The organism is Amycolatopsis sp. NPDC059021 (assembly GCF_042739895.1).
Taxonomy (GTDB): Bacteria; Actinomycetota; Actinomycetes; order Mycobacteriales; family Pseudonocardiaceae; genus Amycolatopsis.
Map to the genome: position 1 here is coordinate 175056 of NZ_JBHYIQ010000005.1, position 26260 is coordinate 201315.

The window sequence follows — 26260 nt, forward strand, 5'->3', positions numbered from 1 at the left end:
TCCCCGTTCCCCGTGGAGGCATCGATGACCCGCGGCGTCCTGCCCGGTTTCCCGCTCACCGCCGCGCAGGCCGGGGTCTGGTACGCGCAGCAACTCGACCAGGCGAGCCCGGAATTCGGCCTCGCCTGGTCCGTGGAGCTCCGTGGCGAACTCGACCTGGACTGCCTTCGCGACGCCATACACCGTGCGGTCACCGAGGCGGAATGCCTGCACGTGACGGCCGGAGTGGTCGACGGTGTGCCGGTCCAGTACCCGGTGGCGCCGTCGGCCGATGTCGATGTCGTCGATCTGACCGGCGAAGCGGACCCGTCCGCGGCCGCGCGGACGTGGATGTCCGAGCGGCTGAGGACGGTCATGAACCCGGCCCGGGGCCCGCTGACCGCACACGCGGTGCTGGTGCTGGGTCGCGAACACGTCCTGTGGTTCCAGCGCTACCACCACTTCGTGATGGACGCGCATGGCCAGCTCGCGCTCACCAGAAGCGCGGCCGCGCTCTACAACGGATCGGACGACGAGCCGGACTGGGCACTTCCGGTGCTGGCCGACGCCGATGCGGTGTATCGGAAATCGTCGCGACACGAGGACGATCGTGCGTACTGGCAAGGAAAGCTGGCCGGGCGCCCGGATCCGGTCCGCTTGGTGGAACGCCACGGCGTACCGGCCCGCCACGAGTTCACCCTCTCCTCGGCCCGCACCGGCGCGCTGCGGAAGCTCGCCGGAAACCTGGGCACGCGGCTGTCGCGCGTGACGATCGCGGCGGTCGCGGCCTATGCCCACCGGGTCACCGGTGCCGAGGACCTGGTGCTCGGCCTGCCCGTGGCGGCTCGTGACGGGGCGACGCGGGGCAGGCCGGGGATGACGGCGAACCTGCTGCCCCTGCGGCTGACCGTGCGCCCGGAGCACACCCCCGCGCAGCTGATCGAGACGCTGGCGGCGGAGGTCGCCGAACTGGTCGAACACGGCCGGTATCGCGGCGAGGAGCTGGCGAAGGAACTCGGTGTGTCCGGCGGGATCCACGAGCTGGCCGGCCTGAGCGTCAACCACATGACCGCCGGGAACGGCCTCGCCTTCGGGGCCGCTCAGGCGTCGGTGCGCCCTCTCGCGTTGGGGCCGGTAAGCGATCTGACGGTCGCGATCACCGACTCCGGCGAGGGACACGGCCTGCGGATCGATCTGACCGGGGCCTGCACCCCGGCGGAATTCGCCGACCACGAACGCCGGCTGACCAGTGTCATCGACGCGCTGCTCACCCGGCCGGACCAGCCGCTCGCCGGGATCGACCTGCTCAGCGCTTCCGAACGCACCCGGGTGCTGGAGGAGTTCGGCGCCGATCCGGTCGAGGCGCCCGAGCTGACCTGGCCCGCGGCGTTCGACCGCGTGGTGGCCAGGACGCCGGACGCCGTAGCGGTGGTGTGCGAGGAAGAACGGCTCAGCTACCGAGAACTGGACGCCGTCGCCAACCGCCTCGCCCGGTTGCTGAAGGCGCGCGGTATCGGCGCCGAGGACGTCGTCGCGGTCGCGCTGCCACGCTCGCTCGACCTCGTGGTCGCGCTGCTCGGGGTACTGAAGGCCGGGGCGGCGTATCTGCCGCTGGATCTCGACCACCCCGAGGACCGGCTGGCCTACATGCTCGACGACGCGGCCGCCCGCCTCATTGTGTCCACAGTGGACCTAGCGGATCAGCTGCCAGAAGGGTCCAAAGTGGACCGTGTGCTGCTTGACGACGCTTCGGTACGGGCGGAACTCTCCACGTTGAATTCGTCTACAGTGGACGTAAGCGGGCTGAGGCTGGATGGTGCCGCCTACGTCATCTACACCTCGGGTTCGACAGGACGGCCCAAGGGCGTCGTGCTGTCCCACGACGGCATCGGCAGCCTGATGGTGACGGCGGCCGAACGAATCGGGATCGGGCCGGACAGCCGGGTCGTCCAGTTCGCCTCGGTCGGATTCGACGTCACGGTGTGGGATCTGGTGATGTCGCTGTGCGTCGGCGGCAGGCTGATCCTGGTGCCCGCACATCGTCGCGTCGCCGGCGTCGAGCTGACCGGCTACATCACCGAGCACGCCGCGACCCACATGATCCTGCCGCCGTCGCTGGTGGCCGCGCTGCCGCGGGAGTGCACGCTGCCGCACGGCGCCACGCTGATCGTCGGCACCGAGACGGTGCCGCCGGAACTGATCGCCCGCTGGGCCCGCGACCTGCGCGTCGTCGCCGCATACGGGCTGACCGAGGCGACAGTGAACTCCACGCTCTGGCCCGCCGAAGCGGACTGGACGGGGCCGATCCCGATCGGGCACCCCGACCCGAACACCCGGTGCTACGTGCTCGACACCGCGCTCAACCCGGTGCCGGTCGGCGTCGAGGGCGAACTCTACGTCGGTGGCCGTGGTCTGGCCCGTGGTTACGTCGGCCGCGCCGGGCTGACCGCGGAGCGGTTCGTGGCCGACCCGTTCGCGGGTCCCGGCGAACGCATGTACCGCACCGGTGACCGGGTGCGGTGGCGCGCCGACGGCGAACTGGACTTCCTCGGCCGCGCCGATCACCAGGTCAAGATCCGCGGATTCCGCATCGAACCCGGCGAGATCGAGTCGGTCGTCGCGGCTCATCCGGCGGTCGCCTCGGTGGCGGTGGTACCGCGCGAGGTGACCCCGGGGGACCGGCGGCTCGTCGCCTACGTGGTGCCCGCCACCGAATCGGCGGGCGGACGCGATGCCGAGCGGGAAGCCGCGCAGGTCGACCGCTGGAAGAGCGTGCACGAACTGCTCTACTCGGTCGCCGACCGTGACCCGTTCGAAGAGGGCTTCACCGGCTGGAACTCCACCTACGACGGCGAACCGCTGCCACTGGAGGAAATGCGGTCCTGGCGTGAGTCCACAGTAGACTCGATACGCGGCCTTGAACCGCGTCGGGTGCTGGAGATCGGCGTGGGCAGCGGGCTGATCCTCTCCCGGATCGCCCCGGAAACCGACGAGTACTGGGGGCTGGACCTGTCCGAGGAGGTCGTCGACCTCCTGCGGCGGCGGGTGGCGGAACGGCCGGAACTGGCGGAGAAGGTCCGGCTCCACGCGGCTCCCGCCCATGACCTCGGCGATCTCCCCGCTGGGCATTTCGACACGATCGTGCTCAACTCGGTTGTCCAGTACTTCCCGAGCGTCGACTACCTGGCCGACGTGCTGCGCCAGGCTGTCGAGCTGCTGGCCCCGGACGGCGCGGTGTTCGTCGGCGACGTCCGGAACCTGCGGTTGTTGCGCGCGTTGCGGGCCGGTGTCGCGGTCGGCTCCGGTGAGGCCACTTTGGACAGCGTCGACACGGCCGTCCGCTGGGAAGACGAACTGTTGCTGGACCCCGGCTTCTTCCCGGCGCTGGCGCGGCACGAGGACGGGATCGCCGAGGCCGACGTCCGGCTCAAACGGGCCGGGTACGACAACGAGCTGAGCCGGTACCGGTACGACGTCGTCCTGCGGACCACCGCCGCGCCTTCACCGGAGTGCCCGGTCGTGGCATGGGCCGAGCTGGGCTCGTCGGGCGCGCTGACCGAATACCTGGGCACCACGCGTCCGGAGACACTGCGCGTCGCGGCCGTGCCCAACGACCGGCTGACCGCCGACCTTTCGGCGTTGCGCGGCCTCGGCGCCGGACTGCCGAACGCGACCGGGCGGCCCGCCGATCCGGACGTACTCCTCGAACTGGCCGCCGCCGCGGGCTATCGCGGTGTCGCGACGTGGTCCGGCCCGGACGCGGACGGCGCGTTCGATCTCCTGCTGGTCCGCGAGGACTCCACAGTGGACGTTCGTGGCGAATATCTCGGCCCGGACGCGCCGCTGGCGGCCTTCGCCAACGTGCCCGCGGTGTTCCGCGATCCGGCCGGGCTGATGAAGGAGCTGCGGAGCCGCGTCGAGGAAGCGCTGCCGCATTACATGGTGCCGTCGGCCTTCGTCGCGCTCGACCGGCTGCCTTTGATGACGAATGGCAAGCTCGACCGAGCGGCCCTGCCGGACCCCGACTTCGGAGCGCTCGCCAGTGGCCGCGCGCCCCGCACACCGCGTGAACAAGCGTTGTGCGCGGTGATGTCCGAGGTGCTCGGTGTCGCTTCGGTGGGTGCGGACGACGACTTCTTCGCGCTCGGCGGCGACAGCATCCAGTCGATCCGCCTCGTGCTCGGCGCCGCCGAGCAGGGCTTGGTGATCACACCGCGTCAGGTGTTCCAGCATCGCACCGCGGAAGCGCTCGCCGCGTGTGCCACCGAGGCCGTCGCGGCCGCCGGATCGGACGAGCCGCTCCTCGAACTGTCCACAGCGGACACCGGCGCGCTCGGCGTGTACGAGGAAGTCCTGCCGGTGACGCCGTTGCAAGAAGGCTTCTACTTCCACGCGGCGTTCGACACCGAAGAGTCCGATGTGTACACCGTGCAGGAGGTGTTCGACCTGCGCGGTCCGCTGGACCCCGCGGCGCTGCGCCGTGCGGTGCAGGACCTGCTCGACCGGCACACGTCGCTGCGGTCCGGATTCCGTCAGCTCGACGACGGCCGGGTCGTCCAGGTCGTCGCCGGTCACGCCGAGCTGCCGTGGCGCGAGGTGGACGTGCGGGACAATCCCGGCTCGGACCAGGCGTCGGCGGTGCTCGAGGCCGACCGGACGCGCCGGTTCGCGCTCGACCGGCCGCCGCTGCTGCGCGCCACGCTCGTCCGTCTTGCCGACGGCCACAGCAGGCTGGCGCTCACCTTCCACCACATCGTCGCCGACGGCTGGTCGGTGGTGGTGATGCTGCGGGAGATCCTGGCCCGGTACGACAACCGGGACGCGCTGCCCGCCCCCAGTTCGCGGGCGGACTACCTCCGCTGGCTGGCGGGCCGTGATTCCGGCGCCGCCCGGCGAGCGTGGGGGAACGCGCTGGCCGGGATCGAGGAACCCACCCGGCTGGTCGAGACGCCGGCCGGGACGGCTCCGCGACGTCCCGCGAAGCTCCACGTCTCCCTTGGCGAGGACGTCACGGGGAAGCTGGGCGCGCTCGGCAGGCAACGCGGCCTGACGCTCGGCACCCTGCTGCACGGGGCCTGGGGCCTGCTGCTCGGCAGGCTCACCGGACGCGACGACCTGGTGTTCGGCAGCACCGTCTCGGGCCGGGGCGCCGGAGTGGCGGGTATCGAATCGGCGGTCGGCCTCTACATCAACACGCTCCCGGTCCGGCTGCGCTGGTCCGGTGCGGACACCCTGACCGCGATGCTGCGGCGGCTGCAGGACGAGCAGTCGGCGTTGCTGGACCACCAGCACCTCGGGCTCGCCGAACTCCAGCGCCTCGCCGGAACCGGGCAGGAAGAACTGTTCGACACGCTCGTGGTGGTCGAGAACTACCCGCGTGGCAACGACCAGGGCACCGGACTGGCCGTGGACGGCGTCGAGATCAACGACGCCGTGCACTTCCCGGTGGCCCTCATCGCCACGCCGGGCGACACCTTGGACTTCAGCCTGAAGTTCGACGCGTCCCGGATCGACGCGCATGCGGCGGAACGGCTCGCCGAGCGGTTCCTCCTTGTCCTGGAAGCGATCGCGGACGATCCCGAGCAACTCGTGTCCCGTGTGGATATTGCGTCGCCAGCCGAGCGGGCGCGGGCTGCGGAGCTCAACGCCACCGCGGTGACGGTCCCCGAACGCACCCTCGTCTCCGCCTTCGCCGATCAGGTGGCCAAGACGCCCGATGCCACCGCGGTGATCTTCGAAGACACGGAACTGTCCTATGCGGACCTCGACGCACGGTCGGATGTGCTCGCGCGGCGCCTGCGCGCGCTGGGGGCGGGCCCGGAGCACCTCGTCGGAGTCGCCGTCCCGCGCTCGGCGGAGCTGATGGTCGCGCTGCTGGGCGTGCTGAAATCCGGCGCCGCGTACCTGCCGATCGACCTCGACTACCCGGCCGACCGGCTGACGTCCATGCTCACCGGGTCGGGCGCGAAGCTCGTCGTCACGGAACCCGGCACCGTGGACCGGGTTCCCGTCGTCGCGGGCGTGACTTCGGTCCCGGTCACCGGCCCGGACGTGCCCGATGCCGTCCCGGAACCGCCGGGGCCGGACAACGCCGCGTACCTGATCTACACCTCCGGGTCGACCGGGCGGCCCAAGGGTGTCGTGGTCACCCACCGCGCCATCGTGAACCGGCTCGCCTGGATGCAGCACGAGTACCGCCTCACCGGGAACGACCGGGTACTGCAGAAAACCCCGTCGAGCTTCGACGTTTCGCTGTGGGAGTTCTTCTGGGCCCTGGGCGAGGGCGCGGCCGTGGTGCTCGCCCGGCCGGACGGCCATCGCGACCCGGCCTACCTCGCTGCCCTGATCCGCGAACAGCGGGTCACCACGATGCATTTCGTACCGTCGATGCTCGCCGCCTTCCTCGGCGCGGAGGAGGTCGTGGACGATCAGCGCTGGGCCGATCACCTCCGGCACGTGTTCGCGAGCGGCGAGGCACTGCCTGGCGAAGCTGCCGAGCGGTGGCGGGCGCTGACCGGCGTCCCGCTGCACAACCTCTACGGTCCGACCGAGGCCGCGGTCGACGTGTCGTATTTCGCCTGCCGTGGCGGTTCCGGGGCCACTGTCCCTATTGGACGTCCGGTGTGGAACACGCGGCTGCACGTGCTCGACACCTGTCTCCGGCCGGTGCCCGACGGCGTCGCGGGCGAGCTGTACCTGGCCGGTGTCCAGCTGGCCAGGGGTTATCACGGACGACCGGGGCTCACCGCGGAGCGGTTCGTGGCCGATCCGTTCGGCGAACCCGGCGGACGGCTTTACCGCACCGGTGACTTGGTGCGCCGCCGCGCCGACGGCGAACTGGAGTACCTCGGGCGTACCGACCGGCAGGTGAAGATCCGCGGCAACCGGATCGAACCCGGCGAGATCGAGGCGGTCCTCGCGGCTCAACCGGGAGTGACCGCGGCGGCGGTCGTCGTGCGCGACGGCGCACTCGTCGGCTACGCGACCGGACCCGTCGAGGTCACAGCGCTGCGGGTGGCGTTGTCCGAGGCGTTACCTGCAGCGATGGTCCCGAGCGCGCTGGTCGTGCTCGACGAGTTCCCGCTGACTCCGAGCGGCAAGCTTGATACCCGGGCGCTGCCCGCGCCCGCCCAGCCGGGAACCGGACAGGTCACCGCGCCTCGTGACGGCCGGGAACGGCTGCTGGCCGGGATCTTCGCGGAGGTGCTCGGGCTGACCGATGTCGGCGCCGAGGGGGACTTCTTCCTGCTTGGCGGCGACAGCATCTCGTCGATCAGTGTGTCCAGCCGCGCCCGGAAGGCGGGCTTCGCGCTGAGCCCGAAGGACGTGTTCGACCACCGCACCCCGGCCGCGCTCGCCGCCTTGGGCGGCCCGGCGGAACTGCCGGAGACTGCCGGATCACCGTCCGATTCGGACGGTGTCGGTGACGTCCCACTGCTGCCCGCCGCACATCGCCTGCGCGAACTCGGCGACGCGGCCGTGCCCGAGTCCGTCGTGCTCCGGACGCCTGCCGCTGCGGACATCGAGACGCTGGCCGCCGCCTTGCAATCGGTGCTGGATCACCACGACGGCCTGCGGCTCAAGCGCACTCGCGTGGCGTCCGTGCTGTGGTCGCTGGAAACCCAGCCCGTGGGCTCGGTGGCCGCCGCCGACCTGCTGCGGCGCGGCGAGATCACGGACGAGACATTCACCGAGGCCGCCGCCCGCCTCGACCCGGACGCGGGAATCCTGCTCCAGGCGGTGTGGTCGGACGCGCGGGCCGAACTGCTTCTCGTCGCGCACCCGGTGTTTGTGGACGCGTGGTCGTGGCCCACGATCGCGGACGATCTCGCGGTGGCCTGGACTGCGGTCAGCGAAGGCCGCCGACCGGCGCTTGCCCCCGTCGAGACCTCGCTGCGCACCTATGCCCGGCGGATCACCGAACAGGCCCAGAGCCCGGAGACGCTCGCCGAATTCGAGCACTGGGCGGAGCTGCTCACGAAGGCCGAACCCCTCCCTGAGAGTGACAGGCAGACCGAGCACACCGTTACGCTGTCCATTGAGGACAGTAGGAGGATCGTCGACGTCCTGCCCGCCACCGTGCGCGGTGATGTCACAGAGGTACTGCTGGCGGCGCTGAAGCAAGCCCTCGGGGACGTCCTGGTCGAGGTCCAGGACCGCCCGCGCGAGCCGGCGAGGACCGTCGGCGCGGTACACGACACGCGTCCGCTGCGGCTGGCAGGGTCGGGCGAATCCCTGGAGATCCTCAAGCAGGTCAAGGAGATCGTCCGCGCGACGCCGAACGCTGCGGGCTACGGACTGCTGCGGTACCTGAACACTCAGACGGCGCCGCTGTTCGCGCGGCTGGCGAAGCCTCAGATCCTCCTGCGTTACGCGGGCCGGGTCGCGGCGGGCGGGGAAGACTGGTCGTTCGCCGGACGAACGGCGACGCCACCGGCAGGCGAGCACAGCCTGCGCATCGGTGTGACCTGCGAGGACACCGAAACAGGGCCTCGCCTGGTCGCCACCTTCGCGGGGAAGACCGATGTCGCCGCGCTCGCCGAGAGCTGGCTCGGCGCACTCCGGGCGCTCGCGGCGGCGGACACGACGGAAGTGGTCACGCTGACCCCGTCGGACCTGGCCCTGATCGAGCTCGATCAGGCGGAGATCGACCGCGTCACCGAGCTGGCCGATCACCCGCTGGCCGACATCTGGCCGCTGTCGCCGTTGCAGGAAGGTCTCTTCTTCCACTCCAGCTACGACCAGGCTCGCGTCGACATCTACACGATCCAGGAGGTCATCGACTTCGACCGCGAACTGGACGCTGACCGGCTGAGGGCTGCGTGCGCGGCGATGCTGCGCCGCACGCCGAGCCTGCGGGCCGGGTTCACCAGTGACGGCCTGCGCGGACCGGTCCAGTTCGTCACCGCTGCGTTCGCGCCGCCGGTGTCCGAAGTGGACCTCACCGGACTGTCCGAAGCAGACCGGCGGGAACGCCTCGCCGAGATCGTCGAACAGGACCGCACCACGAGGTACGACCTGTCCACGTCGCCGTTGTTCCGGCTCACCCTGATCCGGCTCGGCGAGGGTCGGGACCGGGTCCTGGTGAACCGGCATCTGCTGCTGTGGGACGGCTGGTCGGCGTGGCTGTTCATCGAGCAGCTCTTCGCGCTCTACGAACTCTCCGGTGACGACCGTGCCCTGCCTGCCGCCGGTTCCTATGTGGACTACCTGTCGTGGCTGGCCGAACAGGACGTCGAAGCGGCGGCCGGCGCTTGGCGGGAGGCCCTCGCCGGACTGGCCGAGCCGACACTCCTCGGCCCGGACACTCAGGGCAGGGAGCCGGTCACCCCGGTCCCGGTCGATACGCTGCTGTCGGCGGAACTCACCGAACGGCTGCGTGAGCAGGCCCGGCGGCACGGGCTGACGGTGAATTCGGTGCTGAACGCGGCTTGGGCGCTCGTGCTGTCCACCATGACCGGCCGTCAGGACGTCGTGTTCGGCGCCGCGGTGGCGGGCCGCCCGGCGGCGGTCCCGGACATCGAGAGCACCATCGGGCTCTTCCTCAACACCGTGCCCACCCGGGTCCGCCTGATCCCGGGCGAACCGGTGCTCGGCCTGCTGCGCCGCGTCCAGGCCGAGCGGATGGACCTCACGCCGTACGAGTTCATGAGCCTCGGCGTGCTCCAGCGCGAATCCGGTCACCGGACGCTGTTCGACACGCTGTTCGTCCTGCGCAACGCCGACGGCGACGATCGTCTCGCCGGGCTGCGGCACCGGCACGGCATCACCGAGATGGTCAACATCGACGCGACACACTACCCGCTGACGCTCGTGGTCACGCCGGGTTCGCGGATGCGGGTCACCCTGTCCTATCGGGACGATGTCGTCGAGGCCGCGACCGCCGAGGACGTGCTCGGCCGCTTCACTTCGCTCGTGGAGCAACTCGTCGGCGACCTCACGGGACCGGTCGGAGCACTCGATACGCTCTCCGTCCGACGCCGCGCGGAACTGGCGGCGGACTGGGCGTCCAGCGAGCACCCGATGATCGCCGACACCGTCGCCGACCTGCTCGCCCGGCAGGCGGCCAGTACACCGGACACGATCGCGCTCGTCTTCGGCGAACATCGGCTGACCTACGCCGAACTCGACGCCCGTATCAACCGGATGGCGCGGCTCCTGCTCGCCAGGGGAGCCGAGCCGGAATGGGTGGTCGCGCTCGGTCTGCCCCGGTCGATCGACATGGTGGTGGCCCTGTTCGCGGTGCTCCGCACCGGCGCGGCGTATCTGCCGCTCGAACTGGACTATCCGGCCGACCGGCTCGCCATGATGCTGGACGACGCACAGCCGCTGTGCCTGGTGTCCACTTCGGACGTTGCCGCGTCCCTCCCGCCGGACACACCTCGCGTGCTCCTCGACACCGCCGAGATCGGCGCCGAACTGTCCACACTGGACGATGGAGAGATCACCGACGGGGAGCGCCCGTTGTTCTCCCGCGATCGCGCGGGCCGGATGGAACACCCGGCGTACGTCATCTACACCTCGGGTTCGACCGGGAAGCCGAAGGGCGTCGTAACTCCTTACCGCGGCCTGACGAACATGCAGCTGAACCATCAGGAGGCGATCTTCGGGCCCGCGATCGCCGCTGCGGGCGGGCGCGGGCTGCGGATCGCGCACACGGTGTCGTTCGCGTTCGACATGTCGTGGGAAGAGCTGTTGTGGCTGGTCGAAGGCCATGAAGTCCACGTCTGCGACGAGGAACTGCGGCGGGACGCCCGCGCGCTGGTGTCCTATTGCGACGAACACCGGATCGACGTCGTCAACGTCACGCCCACCTACGCGCATCTGCTGATCGAAGAGGGGCTACTGGACGACGGCGACGGCAGCCACCGCCCGGCGCTCGTGCTGCTGGGCGGCGAGGCGGTGTCGGAATCGGTCTGGAACCGGTTGCGGGACACCGAGGGCACCTACGGCTACAACCTCTACGGGCCGACCGAGTACACGATCAACACGCTCGGCGGCGGCACGACCGACAGCGACACCCCGACGGTCGGAAAGCCGATCTGGAACACACGCGCCTACATCGTGGACGCCTGGCTCCGCCCGGTTCCGGACGGCGTCGCGGGCGAGCTGTACATCGCGGGCACCGGCATCGCCCGCGGCTACCTGAACCGACCCGGCCTGACCGCCGAGCGGTTCGTCGCCGATCCGTTCGGCGCGCCGGGGGAGCGGATGTACCGCACCGGCGACCTCGTCCGGCGCCGCCTCGACGGAAATCTCGACTTCCTCGGCCGGACCGACGATCAGGTCAAGATCCGCGGCTACCGGGTCGAACTCGGTGAGATTGAGACCGCGCTGACCCGGCACCCGCAGGTGGCCCAGGCCGCGGTGATCGCCCGCCCCGACCCCTCGGCGCCGGGCCTGCAGCGGCTCGTCGGCTACGTCGTGCCCGCCGAGCTGAGCGGCGACGCCCGTGACGCGGCCGAAGCGGAGCAGGTCGGGGAGTGGCAGCAGATCTACTCCGACGAGTACGCCGAGATCCCGACCGCGTTGTTCACCGAGGACTTCGCTGGCTGGGACTCCAGCTACGACGGCGAACCGATCCCGCTGGCACACATGCGCGAGTGGCGGGCCGCCACGGTCGCCCGGATCGGGGAGCTGCAACCGCGCCGGGTGCTGGAGATCGGCGTCGGAACCGGGTTGCTGATGGGGCAGCTCGCGCCGCTCGCCGAAGAGTACTGGGGCACGGACCTGGCCGCGCCGGTCATCGCGAAGCTCACGGAGGAACTGGCGGCGCACCCGGAACTGGCCGCGAAGATCACCCTGCGCGCGCAGCCCGCGCATGTGTTCGACGGCTTGCCGCGCGGGCACTTCGACACGATCGTGCTCAACTCGGTGATCCAGTACTTCCCGAGCGTCGGCTACCTGACCGAGGTCCTCCGGTCCGCGACCGAGCTGCTCACCCCCGGTGGGTCGCTGTTCGTCGGCGACGTGCGGAACCTGCGGCTGGCCAGGGCGTTCCACACCGCGATCCAGCTGACCAGGACCGACGCCACCTCGGACGTCGCGCAGGTGCGGCGGGCGATCGAACGGGCGGCGGCGCTGGAGAAGGAACTCCTGATCGATCCGGACTACTTCGCCGCGCTCGGGCGAACGCTGAGCGGCGTCGATGTCGATATCCGCATCAAGCGGGCGGCGTTGCACAACGAGTTGAGCCGGTACCGCTACGACGTCGTGCTGACGAAGGAACCGGCCGAGTCGGTGTCCGTGGCGCAGGCGCCGCGAATCCTCTGGGACGAGCTGGGTTCGCTCGACGTGCTGGAGCGCGAACTGGCCGGGGCTCCCGAGCTGCTTCGGGTCGCTCGGATCCCGGACGCCCGGTCGCACGCCGAATTCGCGGCGATGTGCGCGCTCGACGCGGGCGCCCCGCTGCTCGACGTGCTCGACCGCTTTCACGCCGGGGGCGGCGTCGAGCCGGAAGCCGTGCACCGGCTGGGCGAGAGGCTCGGCTACGCCGTGCACACGACCTGGTCGACCGGTGCCGATGGCGTGTTCGACGCGGTCTTCGTCCATTCCGGACTGTCCGTTTCGGATGGTCCGGTCTCCGGTCTGTACGTCCCCGCGGCGACCGGGGCGAACCTCGCCCGGTTCGCCACCAGTCCGACGGCCGCACGCGGGGGAACCGAGCTGGTCCAGGTAGTGCGTGAGGCGCTCAAGCGGGAACTGCCGGATTACATGGTCCCCACCGCGTTCGTCACGCTCGGGAGCCTGCCGCTGACCGACAACGGGAAGCTGAACGTCCGAGCGCTTCCGGATGCCGAACCCGCGGTCACACTGGCGGAAAGCCGGGCGCCCGAGACGCGGGAAGAGGAGACGTTGTGCGCCCTCTTCGCGGACGTCCTCGGGTTGGAACGGGTCGGCGTCGAGGACGATTTCTTCGATCTCGGCGGGCACTCGTTGCTCGCGACCCGGTTGATCAGCCGGGCCCGCACCGAACTTGACGCCGAACTGGCGATCAAGGATCTGTTCGAGGCGCCGACGCCCGCGCTCCTCGCCGAGCGTGCCGGGGCCGGGGCGCCCCCGCGGTCCGCCGTCGTCGCGGTGTCACGGCCTGAACGGGTCCCGCTTTCCGCGGCGCAGCAACGCTTGTGGCTCGTCGAACAGCTGGACCAGAACGCTGCCGCGTACACGTACCCGTTGGTCGTCCGGGTGCGTGGCGCGTTGGATACCGGCGCACTGCGAGCTGCCTTCGCCGACGTGCTGGAGCGGCACGAGGTGCTGCGGACGGTGTTCACCGACGTCGGCGGGACGCCGTATCAGTGCATTGTGGACACTCCAGAACCGCCCTTCTCGACAACGGAGTGCACCGAAGCCGACCTCGGCACGCGGCTGGACGAGGTGGCCAGCCGCCGGTTCGCTCTGACCGCCGAGTTGCCCGTCCGGATCGACGTGCTGCGTATGGCCGCCGAGGACCACGTGGTGGCGATGGTCCTGCACCACAGCGCGACCGACGAATGGTCCGACCGGCCCTTCCTGGCCGATCTGACGACGGCCTACCGGGCGAGGCTGGCCGGCGACCGTCCGCAGTGGACGCCGTTGCCGGTCCACTACGCGGATTTCGCCTTGTGGCAGCGGAGTTTCCTCGCGGAGCGGGGCGGAGAGCAGCTGGCGTTCTGGACCGAGGCGCTGCGCGGCCTGCCCGAGGAGGTCCCGCTCCCGCTCGACCGCGCACGTCCCGTCCTGCCGAGCGGGCGGGGCGGGAAGGTGGCGCTGGACTTGCCCGCGGAACTGGCCGAGGCACTGCGGACCTTGTCCGGGCAGTCCGGGGCGAGCCTGTTCATGGTGCTGCAGGCCGCGGTGGCGGCGCTGCTGCAGCGCCTCGGCGCGGGCGACGACATCCCGCTCGGCGCCCCGATCGCGGGCCGCACCGACGCCGCCCTGGACGACCTCGTCGGGTTCTTCGTCAACACCCTCGTGCTGCGGACCGACGTCTCCGGGGAGCCCACGTTCGCCGAACTCCTCGACCGGGTGCGCGCCGCGGATCTCGCCGCGTTCTCGCACCAGGATCTGCCGTTCGAGCGGGTCGTCGAGCACCTCAACCCGGCCCGGCTGCCCGGCCGGAACCCGTTGTTCCAGGTCATGGTGGGCTATCACTACCGGCCGGACGGTGATCCCGACGTCCTCGGCCTGGCGACCGAGTGGCTCGAACTGGACCAGCGGGCCGCCAAGTTCGACCTCCACTTCACCCTGGTGGACGAGGCGGCGCGGGGCCGCTGCACGCTGATGCTCGAGTACGCCGCGGACCGCGCCGATCGCGCCACGGCGGAAGGGCTGCTCGCCCGGCTGGCCGGTCTGCTGGCCCAGGTGACGGCGGACCCGGCGACGCGTGTCCACGCCCTCGACGTACTGCGTCCGGACGAGCGGGAACGGCTGGAGTCGTGGAACGCGACGCGCCACGATGTTTCCGCGCTTGCCTTGCCGCGATTGTTCGAGGCGCAGGTGTCGCGGACTCCGGACGCGACCGCGCTGGTGTTCGAGGACGAGCACGTGTCCTATGCGGACTTGAACGCTCGCGCGAACCGGCTGGCGCGGTGGCTGCGCGAGCGCGGCGTCGGTGCGGGTTCGGTGGTGGCGGTGTCGCTGCCGCGTTCGGTGGAACTGATCGTCGCGTTGTACGCGATCCATAAGGCTGGGGCGGCCTACTTGCCGGTGGACCGGGACTACCCGGCCGAGCGCGTGGCCTTCATGCTGGCTGACGCCGCTCCGGCAGTGGTACTGGACGATCCGGCCCCGTTCACCGAGTCGGCGGACCACGACGATTCCGACCTGGCGGTGGAGATCGGCCTCGAGTCCCCGGCATATGTCATCTACACGTCGGGTTCCACGGGCCGCCCGAAGGGTGTGGTGGTGCCCCACGCCGGAATCGTGAACCGTCTGCTGTGGATGCAGGCCGAGTACGGTTTGTCCACGGATGACCGGGTTCTGCAGAAGACGCCGTCGAGTTTCGACGTGTCGGTGTGGGAGTTCTTCTGGCCGCTTAACACCGGCGCCACGTTGGTGGTGGCGAAGCCGGAGGGGCACAAGGATCCGGCGTATCTGGCCGAGCTGATCCAGCGGGCCAAGGTGACGACCGTCCACTTCGTACCGTCCATGCTGCGCCTCTTCCTGGAAGAGCCCGGGTCGGCGCGGTGCGCTGGCCTGCGTCGGGTGCTATGCAGTGGTGAGGCCCTTCCCGCCGACCTCGCGACACGATTCGCCGAGGTGCTCGACGCCGAGCTGCACAACCTGTACGGGCCGACCGAGGCGTCGGTCGACGTGACCGCACATCCCGCCACCGGCCCGTTCGCGGGGCCGACCGTCCCGATCGGACGTCCGGTGTGGAACACGCGGACCTACGTGCTGGATTCCACCCTCCGGCGGGTCCCGCCGGGAGTCCCGGGGGAGCTGTACCTCGCGGGTGTCCAGCTCGCGCACGGGTACCTCGCCCGCCCGGGGCTGACCGCCGAACGGTTCGTGGCCGATCCGTTCGGCGCGCCGGGGGAGCGGATGTACCGCACGGGCGATCTCGCGCGCTGGAGCGGTGATGGCGTGCTGGAGTTCCTCGGCCGCGTCGATCACCAGGTGAAGGTCCGCGGCTTCCGGGTCGAACTCGGCGAGGTCGAAGCCGCGCTCACCTCGGCGGACGCGGTCACCGCCGCGGTCGTCGTGGCCAGGGCCGGCCGGCTGGTCGCCTATGTCACCACCGAGTCCATAGTGGACACGGAAACGTTGCGCTCCGTGGTGAGCACGAGCCTGCCGGAGCACATGGTCCCGTCCGCGATCCTCGTCCTCGACGAGCTGCCGCTGACACCGAACGGCAAGCTCGACCGCGCGGCGCTGCCCGAGCCGGACTTCGACGGTCGAGGCGGTCGCGAACCCGCCACACCGCGCGAGGCGGCGTTGTGTGCCCTGTTCGCGGAGGTGCTCGACGTCGAGAGTGTCGGCCCCGATGACGACTTCTTCGCGCTGGGCGGCCATTCGCTGCTGGTAATGCGGCTGGCCTCGCGCATCCGCACGTCGCTGAACATCGAGGTCGGCGTCCGGGAAGTGTTCGACGCACCGACTGTCGCGCGGCTCGCCGCGACACTCGCCACTCCGGCGGATGTCCGGCCCGCCCTGACCGCGGTCACGCGGTCCGCCGACGTACCGTTGTCGGCGGCGCAACTGCGGCTGTGGTTCCTCTACCAGCTCGAAGGCCCGACCGCGACCTACACCATCCCGCTCGCCTGGCGGCTCATCGGGCAGCTGGACACCGACGCGTTGCGCGTGGCGTTCGGTGACGTCGTCACGAGGCACGAGGTGTTGCGGACGGTCTTCGAGACGCACGACGGCGCCGCGGTGCAACGCGTACTCGACTCCTCGAACCTCGATTTCACGGTCGAATCGATCGCGGAGGACGGGCTGCGTGACCGCCTGGCGGAGGAGGCGTCCGTTCCGTTCGCGCTCGATCGGCGTCCGCCGGTCCGGGTGCGCGTGTTCGCGTTGCCGTCCGGCGAGCACGTATTGCTGGTCCTGCTCCACCACGTCGTCACCGACGAGTGGTCGGAGCGTCCACTGCTGGCGGATCTGGCCGCCGCCTATCAAGCCCGGCTCGACGGAAACACTCCACAATGGACACCGCTGCCTGTGCAGTACGCGGACTATGCGCTGTGGCAGCGCGAAGTGCTCGGGTCCGAAGAGGACGACGCGAGCGTCATGGCTCGGCAGCTCGAGTTCTGGCGGGACACGCTGGCCGGGATCCCCGAGGAGCTGGCGTTGCCCGCCGACCGTCCGCGTCCGGCGGAGTCGAGCCATCGCGGTGGCACGGTGACGTTCCCGATCGGCGCCGGGCCGGTCGGCCGCCTCCGGGCGGTGGCCCGTGAGCACGACGTGAGCATGTTCATGCTGGTGCAGGCCGCCGTCGCGGTCCTGCTGCACCGGCTCGGCGCGGGGACCGACATCCCGCTCGGCGCGCCGGTTTCCGGCCGGTCCGACGAGCAGCTCGCTGGCCTGATCGGGTTCTTCGTGAACTCACTGGTGCTCCGGACCGACCTCTCCGGCGACCCGGCCTTCGACGAGGTGCTCCGGCGCGTGCGGGAAGCCGACCTCGCCGCGTTCGACCATCAGGATCTGCCGTTCGATCGGCTCGTCGACGCCGTCAACCCGGAGCGCTCGCTGGCGCGGCACCCGCTGTTCCAGGTCATGGTCGTCCATCTGCCCGCGGGCGCCGGCGGTCTCGAACTGCCGGGCCTGACGGCGACTCGGGAGGACTTCGACCACGACGTCGCGAAGTTCGACCTCGAATTCGGCTTCCTCGAAGAGCGGGACGGCGGGATCTCGGGCGCCATCGAGTACAGCGCGGATCTGTTCGACCACGCCACCGTGGTCGAGCTGGGCGGCCGTCTGCGTCGCGTGCTGGAGCACATCGCCACCGACCCCGCGGCCCGGATCGGCGCGGTCGATGTTCTCGCCGCGGACGAGCGGACGCTGCTGGCCGAGTGGAACGCGACGAGTCACGAGGTCCCTTCAGCGTCCCTGCCGCGTCTTTTCGAGGCGCAGGTGGCGCGGACTCCGGACGCGATTGCGGTGATGTTCGAGAACGAGCGTGTGTCCTATGCGGACCTGAACGCCCGTGCGAACCGGCTCGCGCGCTGGTTGATCGACCACGGTGTGCGCACCGAGTCGGTCGTGGCCGTGTCGTTGCCGCGGTCGGTGGAGCTGGTGGTCGCGTTGTACGCGATCCACAAGGCAGGCGCCGCCTACCTGCCGCTCGACCCGGACTACCCGGTGGAACGGCGCGAACTGATGGTGGCCGACGCCGCCCCCGCGGTGGTGCTCGAAGACCTGACCCCGTTCGCCGAGTCGGCCGTCCGCGACGGGACCGATCTGGCGGTCGACGTCGATCCGCGACACCCGGCCTACGTCATCTACACCTCGGGTTCGACGGGCCGGCCGAAGGGTGTGGTGGTGCCGCATGTGGGCATCGTCAACCGTTTGGTGTGGATGCAGGCGGAGTACGGTTTGTCCGCGGCTGACCGGGTTTTGCAGAAGACGCCGTCGAGTTTCGATGTTTCGGTGTGGGAGTTCTTCTGGCCGTTGATCTCCGGTGCCGCGTTGGTGGTGGCGAAGCCGGAGGGGCACAAGGATCCGGCGTACTTGGCCGAGCTGATCCAGCGGGCCGGGGTGACCACTGTCCACTTCGTACCGTCGATGCTGGAGATCTTCCTCGCCGAACCGCGTGCGGCCGGGTGCCGTGGCCTGCGGCAGGTGATGGCGAGTGGCGAGGCGCTGGCTGCCGGCATCGTCGCCCGATTCTCCGAAGTGCTCGATGCTGAGCTGCACAACCTGTACGGCCCGACCGAAGCTTCCGTCGACGTCACAGCTTCTGCGGCTCACGTCGCGACGTCAGGCAGCGTCCCCATTGGACGTCCGGTGTGGAACACGCGGGCCTACGTGCTGGATTCCAGCCTGCGGCCGGTGCCGCCAGGAGTCCCGGGGGAGCTGTACCTGGCGGGTGCCCAGCTCGCCCGTGGCTACCTCGCGCGGCCAGGCCTGTCCGCCGAACGGTTCGTGGCCGATCCGTACGGCGAGCCGGGGGAACGGATGTACCGCACCGGCGATCTCGCGCGCTGGAACCGCGACGGTCACCTGGAGTTCCTCGGCCGGGTCGACGACCAGGTCAAGCTCCGCGGCTTCCGGATCGAGCTCGGCGAGATCGACGCCGCACTCACGTCACATACCGCTGTCAGGCAAGCGCGTACGGTCGTCAGGGAGGATCGGCCGGGACAGCGCCAGCTCGTCGCGTACGTCGTGCTCGGCACCGCCGCGGACGAGGCCGCACTGCTCACCCACGCCGCCGCGATAATGCCGGAGCACATGGTCCCGGCCGCGGTGGTGCCCGTGGCGGAACTACCGCTCACGCCGAGTGGCAAGCTCGACCACAGGGCGTTGCCCGCGCCGGACTTCGCCGACGCGGTCACCGGCGACCTGCCGAGGACGTCGCGCGAGACGACGCTGGCCGGGATCGTCGCCGAGGTGCTCGGCCTGGCGAAAGTCGGGATCCACGACGACTTCTTCCGGCTCGGCGGCGACAGCATCCTCGCCATGCAACTGGCCGGACGGGCCCGCGCGGCGGGCCTGGTCGTGAGCCCGCGTGAGGTGTTCCGGCACCGGACGGTCGCCGGGCTGGCCGAGGCCGCGACGGATCAGCTCGTCGCACCGTCCACAGAGGACGGACGGCCGTTGCTCGAGCTGACCGAAGAGGAACGCGCGGAGATCCGGGAGCTCGCACCCGGCACGGCGGAGGTCTGGCCGCTCACACCCCTGCAATCCGGCCTGCTGTTCCTGGCCACCATGGACGCCGATGGCCCCGACGTCTACACCGTCCAGGTCGCCTTCGACCTCGACGGCGAGGTGGATCCGGAACGGCTGCGGGCGGCGGCGCGGACACTGGCCGAGCGGCATCCGAACCTCCGCGCGAGCTACCGGTACCTGAGCTCGGGCCGGGCAGTGGCCCTGGTTCCCCGCGCGGTCGAAGTGCCGTGGCGGTTCGTCACACTGTCCACTGAGGACGATTTCGCCGGGGAACTGGCCTACGAGGGAAGGCGGTTCGACCCGGCGACCGCGCCGCTGCTCAGGTTCCTGCTGGTCAAGCTGGGCACGGGCGGGTACCGGCTCGTGTTCTCGCATCAGCACCTGCTGCTGGACGGCTGGTCGGTGCCCCAGCTGCTGGCCGAACTGTCGGCGTTGTACGCCCACGGCGACACGCTGTCTCCGGCCCTGCCGTACCGCGCCTACCTGAGCTGGCTGGTCGACCAGGACACCGACGCGGCCGAAGCCGCTTGGCGCGCGGCACTCGACGGGCTCGGCGAGCCGACGCTCCTGGTGCCCGCTGACCCCCAGCACGTTCCTGAGCTGCCGCAGCGGCGTGTGCTCGAAATGTCCACTGAGGACACCGAAGCGCTCACGGTGGCCGCGCGGGACCGGGGCCTGACGGTGAATACGCTGGTCCAGACAGCCTGGGGCGTGGTGCTCGGCAGGCTCACCGGACGGACCGACGTCGTTTTCGGTGCCACCGTCGCGGGACGGCCGCCGGAACTGGCCGGGGCCGAGAAGATGATCGGCCTGTTCATCAACACCGTCCCGGTGCGGGTGCGGTTCGACCCGGCGGAGCGGGTGGGCGCGGTGCTCGACCGGATCCAGGACGAGCAGGCAGCGCTGCTCCCGCACCAGCACCTCGGGCTCGCCGACATCCAGCGCGCGGCCGGGCTGGGCGAGCTGTTCGACACGCTGATCGTGTTCGAGAGCTATCCGGGCGCCGAGGAAGCCGAGGGCGACCAGGGGCTGCGTGCCGAGATCGTCCGCCACGAAGACGCCACGCACTATCCGCTCACCTGGGCCGTCGAGCCGGGCGAGCGGCTGAAGCTGACCGCCGAATACCGGGCCGACCTGTTCGGCGAGGCGGTGCCCGCGCGGCTGCTGACGGCGATGGAACTGGTGCTCCGCACGCTGGCGTCCGATGTGGACACGCCGATCGGGACCGTCGATGTCTTGGCGGCCGCCGAGTGGTACCGGATCGTGCACGACTGGAATGCGACCGCCGCCGAGGTCGAGCCGTCCACAGTGGCCGGTCTTTTCGAGGCGCAGGCCCGTCGCTCGCCGGACGCGATCGCGGTGGTGAGCGGTACGACGTCGTGGACCTACGCGGAACTCAACGCGCGGGCCAACCGGCTGGCGCGAGCGCTGGTGGAGCGCGGTGCCGGCCCCGAGACGGTGGTCGCGTTGGCGCTGCCCCGTTCGGCGGAAATGCTGCTGGCGATTCTGGCCGTGCACAAGGCCGGAGCGGCGTACCTTCCGCTCGACCCGGCCTATCCGGCCGAACGGCTCGCGGCGATGCTCGCGGACGCGTGCCCGCGATTGCTGCTCACCGATCCGGCCTCTTTCGGCTCGTTCCCGGCGGCCGAAGTGGACACCGTGTCGTTGCCGGAACTGTCCATGCTGGACTTCCCGGCACACGATCTGTCCGATCAGGACCGATGGAAGCCGTTGTGCCAGGAGCACCCGGCGTATGTGATCTACACGTCCGGCTCGACAGGGACTCCGAAGGGTGTCGTGGTCACCCACCGCGGCCTGGTCAATCTGTTCCACAGCCACCGGGAAACGCTCTATCGGCCCGCGGTCGCGAAGACCGGACGTGCGCACCTGCGCGTCGGCCATGCCTGGTCGTTCTCGTTCGACGCCTCCTGGCAGCCGCAGCTGTGGCTGCTCGACGGCCATGCCGTGCACGTCGTCGACGAGGAAGCCCAGCGCGATCCGGAGCTGCTGGCCACGATGATCCGGTGGGACGGGTTCGACTTCATCGAGGTCACGCCGTCGTTCTTCGCGCAGATGGCGGAGGCGGGATTGCTCGACGGCGACCGTTGCCCGCTCGCCGTCGTCGGGGTGGGTGGCGAGGCGGTACCGGAACAGCTGTGGCGGCGATTGGCCACTTTGGACGGTACCGAGGCGTTCAATCTCTACGGCCCCACAGAATCCACTGTGGACGCACTGGTCGCGAGGATCGCGGACAGCGAGCGTCCGCTGGTCGGACGGCCGGTCACGAACACCAGGGCATATGTGCTCGACGGTGCGCTGCGCCCGGTGCCGCCGGGTGTCACGGGTGAGCTGTACCTCGCCGGGGCGGGCCTGGCCAGGGGATATCTGGGCAGGCAGGCGCTGACCGCCGAGCGGTTCGTCGCCGACCCGTTCGGCGCGGAGTTCGGCGACGCGGGTGGGCGGATGTACCGCACCGGCGATCTCGCCCGCTGGACCGAGGACGGCCGTCTCGACTTCGGCGGCCGCGCCGACGACCAGGTGAAGATCCGCGGGTTCCGGGTCGAACCCGCCGAGGTCGAAGCGGTACTGGACCGGCATCCGGCGGTCGCGCAGTCGGTCGTGGTCGTGCGCGAAGACCGGCCCCGGCTGAAGCAGCTCGTCGCCTACGTGGTCCCGCTCGCCGGATCCACAGTGGACTCGGCGAAGCTACGCGCCTACCTGGCCGACGCGGTTCCGGACTATCTGGTCCCGGCGGCGTTCGTGGTGCTGCCCGCGCTTCCGGTACTGGCGAACGGCAAGCTCGACCGGGCCGCGTTACCGCAGCCGGACTACCGCGAGCTCGTCTCGGGCCGGGCGCCGGAGACCGCGCGGGAGAAGGCGTTGTGCGCGGTGTTCGCCGAGGTGCTCGGCGTGCCGGGACTCGGCGCCGACGACGATTTCTTCGCGCTCGGTGGCGACAGTATCGTCGCGATGCAGCTGGTCAGCCGCGCGCGGGCGAACGGCCTGCGGATCTCTCCTCGGCACGTCTTCCAGCACCGGACGGTCGCGGGGCTGGCCGGCGTCGCCACCGAGGTCACGGCCACGACCGGGCCGCGGGACGACGGGACCGGCACGGTCCGGCTGACGCCGATCATGCACGCCATGCGAGAGCTGGGCGGCCCGATCGCGGGCTACCACCAGGCGGCGTTGCTGCGTACCCCGGCCGGGCTCGATCGCGAGCGGCTGACCGCGATGCTCCGGGCCGTGGTCGACCGGCACGCGATGCTCCGGGCACGACTGGACCGCGCGGCCGACGGCTGGACGCTGCGGGTTCCGGGTCCGGTCGACGTCGCGGACTGGATCGACCGGGTCGACGTGGTGGATGTGTCTGATTCGGACGCTGTGATCGCTAAACACGCCCGCGCGACGCGGGGTCGGCTGGACCCGGACGCGGGCGCGATGCTGCGCGCCGCCTGGTTCGACGCCGGTCCGGAAGTTCCGGGGCGGCTGCTGATCCTGATCCACCACCTGGTGATCGACGGGGTGTCGTGGCGCGTCCTCCTGCCCGACCTCGCCGCCGCGTGGGAGGCGGTCTCCGCGGGCAGGACCCCGGAACTGTCCCCTGTGGACACTTCGTTCCGCCGCTGGTCCGAGGCGCTGGCCGAACGTGCCGTGGACGCGACCAGGGCGTCCGAGCTGGCACGCTGGAAGGCCGTGCTGAGCGGAGGCTCGCCGATCCCGGTGGACCGGCCGCTCGACCACAGCCGCGACGTCGAGGGGACGCTGCGGTCGTTGTCGCTCACCCTGCCGCCGGAGCTGACCGGGCCGTTGCTCGGCCGGGTGCCCGCGGCGTTCCGGGCGACGGTGAACGACGTGCTGCTCACCGGACTCGCGCTCGCGGTCGCGGACTGGCGGCGGCGTCACGGCGGGGGAGCGGCCACGGCGGTGCTGGTCGACCTGGAAGGTCACGGCCGCGAGGAGGAACTGGCCGGTGGCGCGGACCTGTCGCGGACGGTCGGCTGGTTCACCAGCGTCGTCCCGGTCTGCCTCGACATCGGCCCGGTCGATCTCGCCGACGCGTTCGCGGGTGGTGCCGCGGCCGGTGCCGCGCTCGACCGGGTCCACTCCCATCTGGACGAGTTGTCCGCGTCGGGTATCGGATTCGGCCTGCTGCGGTACCTGAACCCGGAGACCGGCCACGAACTGGCCGGATTGCCCACGCCGCAGATCGAGTTCAACTACATGGGCCGCTTCGGCCATCCGGAAGAGACGGACTGGTCGTACGCGCCGGAAGCCGACGCCGCCGATCTGGGTGCCGACCCGGGGAAGCCGGTGTCGCACAGCCTCACGGTCAACGCGCTGACCGAGGACCGGGCGGGCGGCCCGGAACTCGGTGCGTACTGGTCGTGGCCGGACGCCGTGCTGACCGAGGAGTCGGTGCGGGACCTGGCGGAAACCTGGTTCAGGGCACTGGGTGCGCTCATCCGGCGCGCCGAAGATCTCACGAAGAAGGAGAACTGATGACGAACCCGTTCGAAAACCCCGACGGCACCTTCCGCGTACTGGTCAACGACGAGGGCCAGCACAGCCTGTGGCCCGAGTTCGTCGCGATCCCCGCGGGCTGGACGCCGGCCTTCGGCCCCGGCACGCGCCAGTCCTGCCTCGACTACGTCGAACAGAACTGGACCGACCTGCGCCCCAAGTCCCTCATCAAAGCCATGGAGTCCTGACCGAACCGGCGAACTCGCGTACCTGGACGGCGAACTCGCGTACCGGAACGGACGACACGCCGGTGGCGGGCCTCCTCCGGCGTGTCGTCCCTCTGGGTACGCGAGATGTCTGTCTGGGTACGCGAGATCTCCGCGTCAGTTGGCGGGTTTGACCTCGGTGGCGGGGTTGCCGTCGGCGGCGGCGGTGAGCTGGGGGACGAGACGGTCCAGCTCGTAGGGCAGGCTCAGCGGGGAGACGAAGGTGATCGAGCGGCCGTAGGTGCTGCCGTCCTCGACGAGGACCTCGCGCTTTTCCTTGGCCACCTTGAGCTGCGAGTACAGCTTGTCCTTCCCGAGGGTGCCCTGGCCGTTCGCGATGCTGTCGACGATCCAGACGAGCGCGTCGACGTTGAGCAGGTCGGTGCGCTCGGCGCTGATGTTCGCGCCGAACTTGTCGCCGATGGTCTGGTCGAGGTTGTCCGGGAGCTTGAAGCCCAGCGACGTCAGGACGCGCGAGCGCGGGTCCTGGCTGCCGAAGACGAAATAGCCCTCGTAGATCGTCGCCATCAGCGCGGTCTTCCCGGCGAACTCCGGGTGCTCCTGCTTGGCCTTCGCGAACTTCGCGTCGACGTCGGCGACGAGCTGCTTCGCCTCCTTCGCCTTGCCGACGACGGCCCCGACCTTCTCGGTCTCCTCCTGCCACGGGATGCCGAAGTCGTTGTACTCCTTGGGCTGCGCGACCACCGGGGCGATCTTCGACAGCGTGTTGTACTGCTCCTGCGTGAGGCCCGAGTACAGCGCCAGGATCACATCCGGCTTGAGCGCGGCGATCTTCTCGAACTGCGGGCCGTCCTTGTCCTGCAGCACGGTCGGCAGCGGCTTGTCACCCAGCTTGTCCTTCGCCCACGGCCCGATCGCGCCCGGGTAGTTCCCGTTCCACTCGGTCGTGCCCACCGGGACGACGCCGAGGGCGAGCAGCGCGTCCTGCTCGGTCAGCCCGACCGTGACGACCCGCTGCGGCGCCTTCTCGATGGTCGTCTTGCCGTACTTGTGGTCGATGCTCACCGGGAACGCGTTCGGGTCGGCTCCGGTGTTCTGCGTGCCGGACGTCTTCGCGTCCGAACCGGAGCCGCACGCGGTGAGCGCGCCGGCGAGCAGCACGGCTGAGGCGAGCACCCCCGCCACACGGGCGCGGCGGCGCCGGGGGGACAGCAGGGAGATTCGGGCCATGGGTGGTCCTTCGGTCGGAACTCGATTAATCAGGTTTGCCTAACCTAAATCCACGGACCCGGCAGACGCAAGGAACCCGGCGCGGGTCACGTCCGCTGTCCGGACCACGCCGCCCAGAGCGTCGCGTACCGGCCTCCGGCGGCGACCAGTTCGCCGTGCGTCCCCGTCTCGACGACGGCTCCCGCGTCGAGTACGACGATCCGGTCCGACGCGGCGGCCTGGGTGAGCCGGTGCGCCACGACGAGCCCGGTGCGCCCAGCCAGCGCCGCCGCGGCGGCGGCCTCCAGGGTTTTCGCGCCCGCGCTGCCCGCTTCGGCGGTGGCCTCGTCGAGGATCGCCACCGGCGGATCGGCCAGCACGAGCCGCACCAGGGCGAGCTGTTGTGCCTGGGTCACGGTGAGCTGGTGGCCGCCCTCGCCGACGACGGTGCCGAGACCGTCGGGCAGTGCTTCCGCCCAGCCGAGCGCACCCACGACGTCCAGCGCCGTCCGCAACTCGGCATCGGAGGCCCCGGGTTTGGCGAGCCGCAGATCCTCGGCGAGCGGCCCGCTGAAGACGTGCACCTCCTGGCTGATCAGCGCCACCGCGCGGCCGGCCGGGTTCTCCGGGCCGAGTTCGACGCCGCCGATCGACACCGAACCCGCCCCCGGCCGGTGGATCCCGGCGACGAGCTTGGCCAGCGTCGTCTTCCCGGCACCGCTCGCCCCGACGAGCGCGACCCGTTCCCCTGGCGAGACGTCGAGGTCGACGTCCCGTAGTACCGGATGTCCGTCCACATAGGAGTGTCCAAGGGAGACGGTCTTGACCGAGGCGTCGACCCGCCCGGGCCGCCCGGGCGGGTGGGTGGGGGCGGGGGGGTGGGGGGCGCCCCATTAACCCGCCACCCGCCCCCCCCCCCCCCGGCACACGTTCCCCCCCCCCCCCGGGGCGACCCGCCCCCCGCGCCGCCGCCGCCCCGCCCAACCGCCCACTCCCCGCCCCGCCGCGACTGGCAGGCCAGGTGCAGCGCGACCAGCGACGACGAGCACGCGGTGTCCACGGTGACCGCGGGC

General features: G+C 70.7%; 3 protein-coding genes and 1 pseudogene. 2 read left to right on the forward strand and 2 right to left on the reverse strand.

Going from position 1 to position 26260, the window contains the following annotated elements; translation table 11 throughout:
• Nucleotides 1-24 precede the first annotated feature (24 nt).
• Together ACFWX1_RS04605 and ACFWX1_RS04610 are read left to right on the forward strand one after the other, a co-directional pair.
• The gene (locus ACFWX1_RS04605) at nucleotides 25-23790 is read left to right on the forward strand and encodes a non-ribosomal peptide synthase/polyketide synthase (RefSeq protein ID WP_378383804.1); all 23766 of its coding nucleotides are present in this window, start codon (nucleotides 25-27) and stop codon (nucleotides 23788-23790) included.
• Entirely contained in the window at nucleotides 23790-23999 is a 210-nt protein-coding gene (locus ACFWX1_RS04610; RefSeq protein WP_378383806.1) for an MbtH family protein, read from the forward strand. Before ACFWX1_RS04605 ends, ACFWX1_RS04610 begins: the two co-directional genes overlap by 1 nt.
• A 135-nt stretch (nucleotides 24000-24134) precedes the next feature.
• Here the strand turns inward: ACFWX1_RS04610 and ACFWX1_RS04615 are convergent, their stop codons facing one another.
• Together ACFWX1_RS04615 and ACFWX1_RS04620 are read right to left on the reverse strand one after the other, a co-directional pair.
• The gene (locus tag ACFWX1_RS04615; RefSeq protein WP_378383808.1) at nucleotides 24135-25208 is read right to left on the reverse strand and encodes an iron-siderophore ABC transporter substrate-binding protein; all 1074 of its coding nucleotides are present in this window, start codon (nucleotides 25206-25208) and stop codon (nucleotides 24135-24137) included.
• A gap of 86 nt (nucleotides 25209-25294) precedes the next feature.
• Nucleotides 25295-26071: pseudogene (locus ACFWX1_RS04620) on the reverse strand (ATP-binding cassette domain-containing protein); the annotation flags it as partial.
• Nucleotides 26072-26260 lie beyond the last annotated feature (189 nt).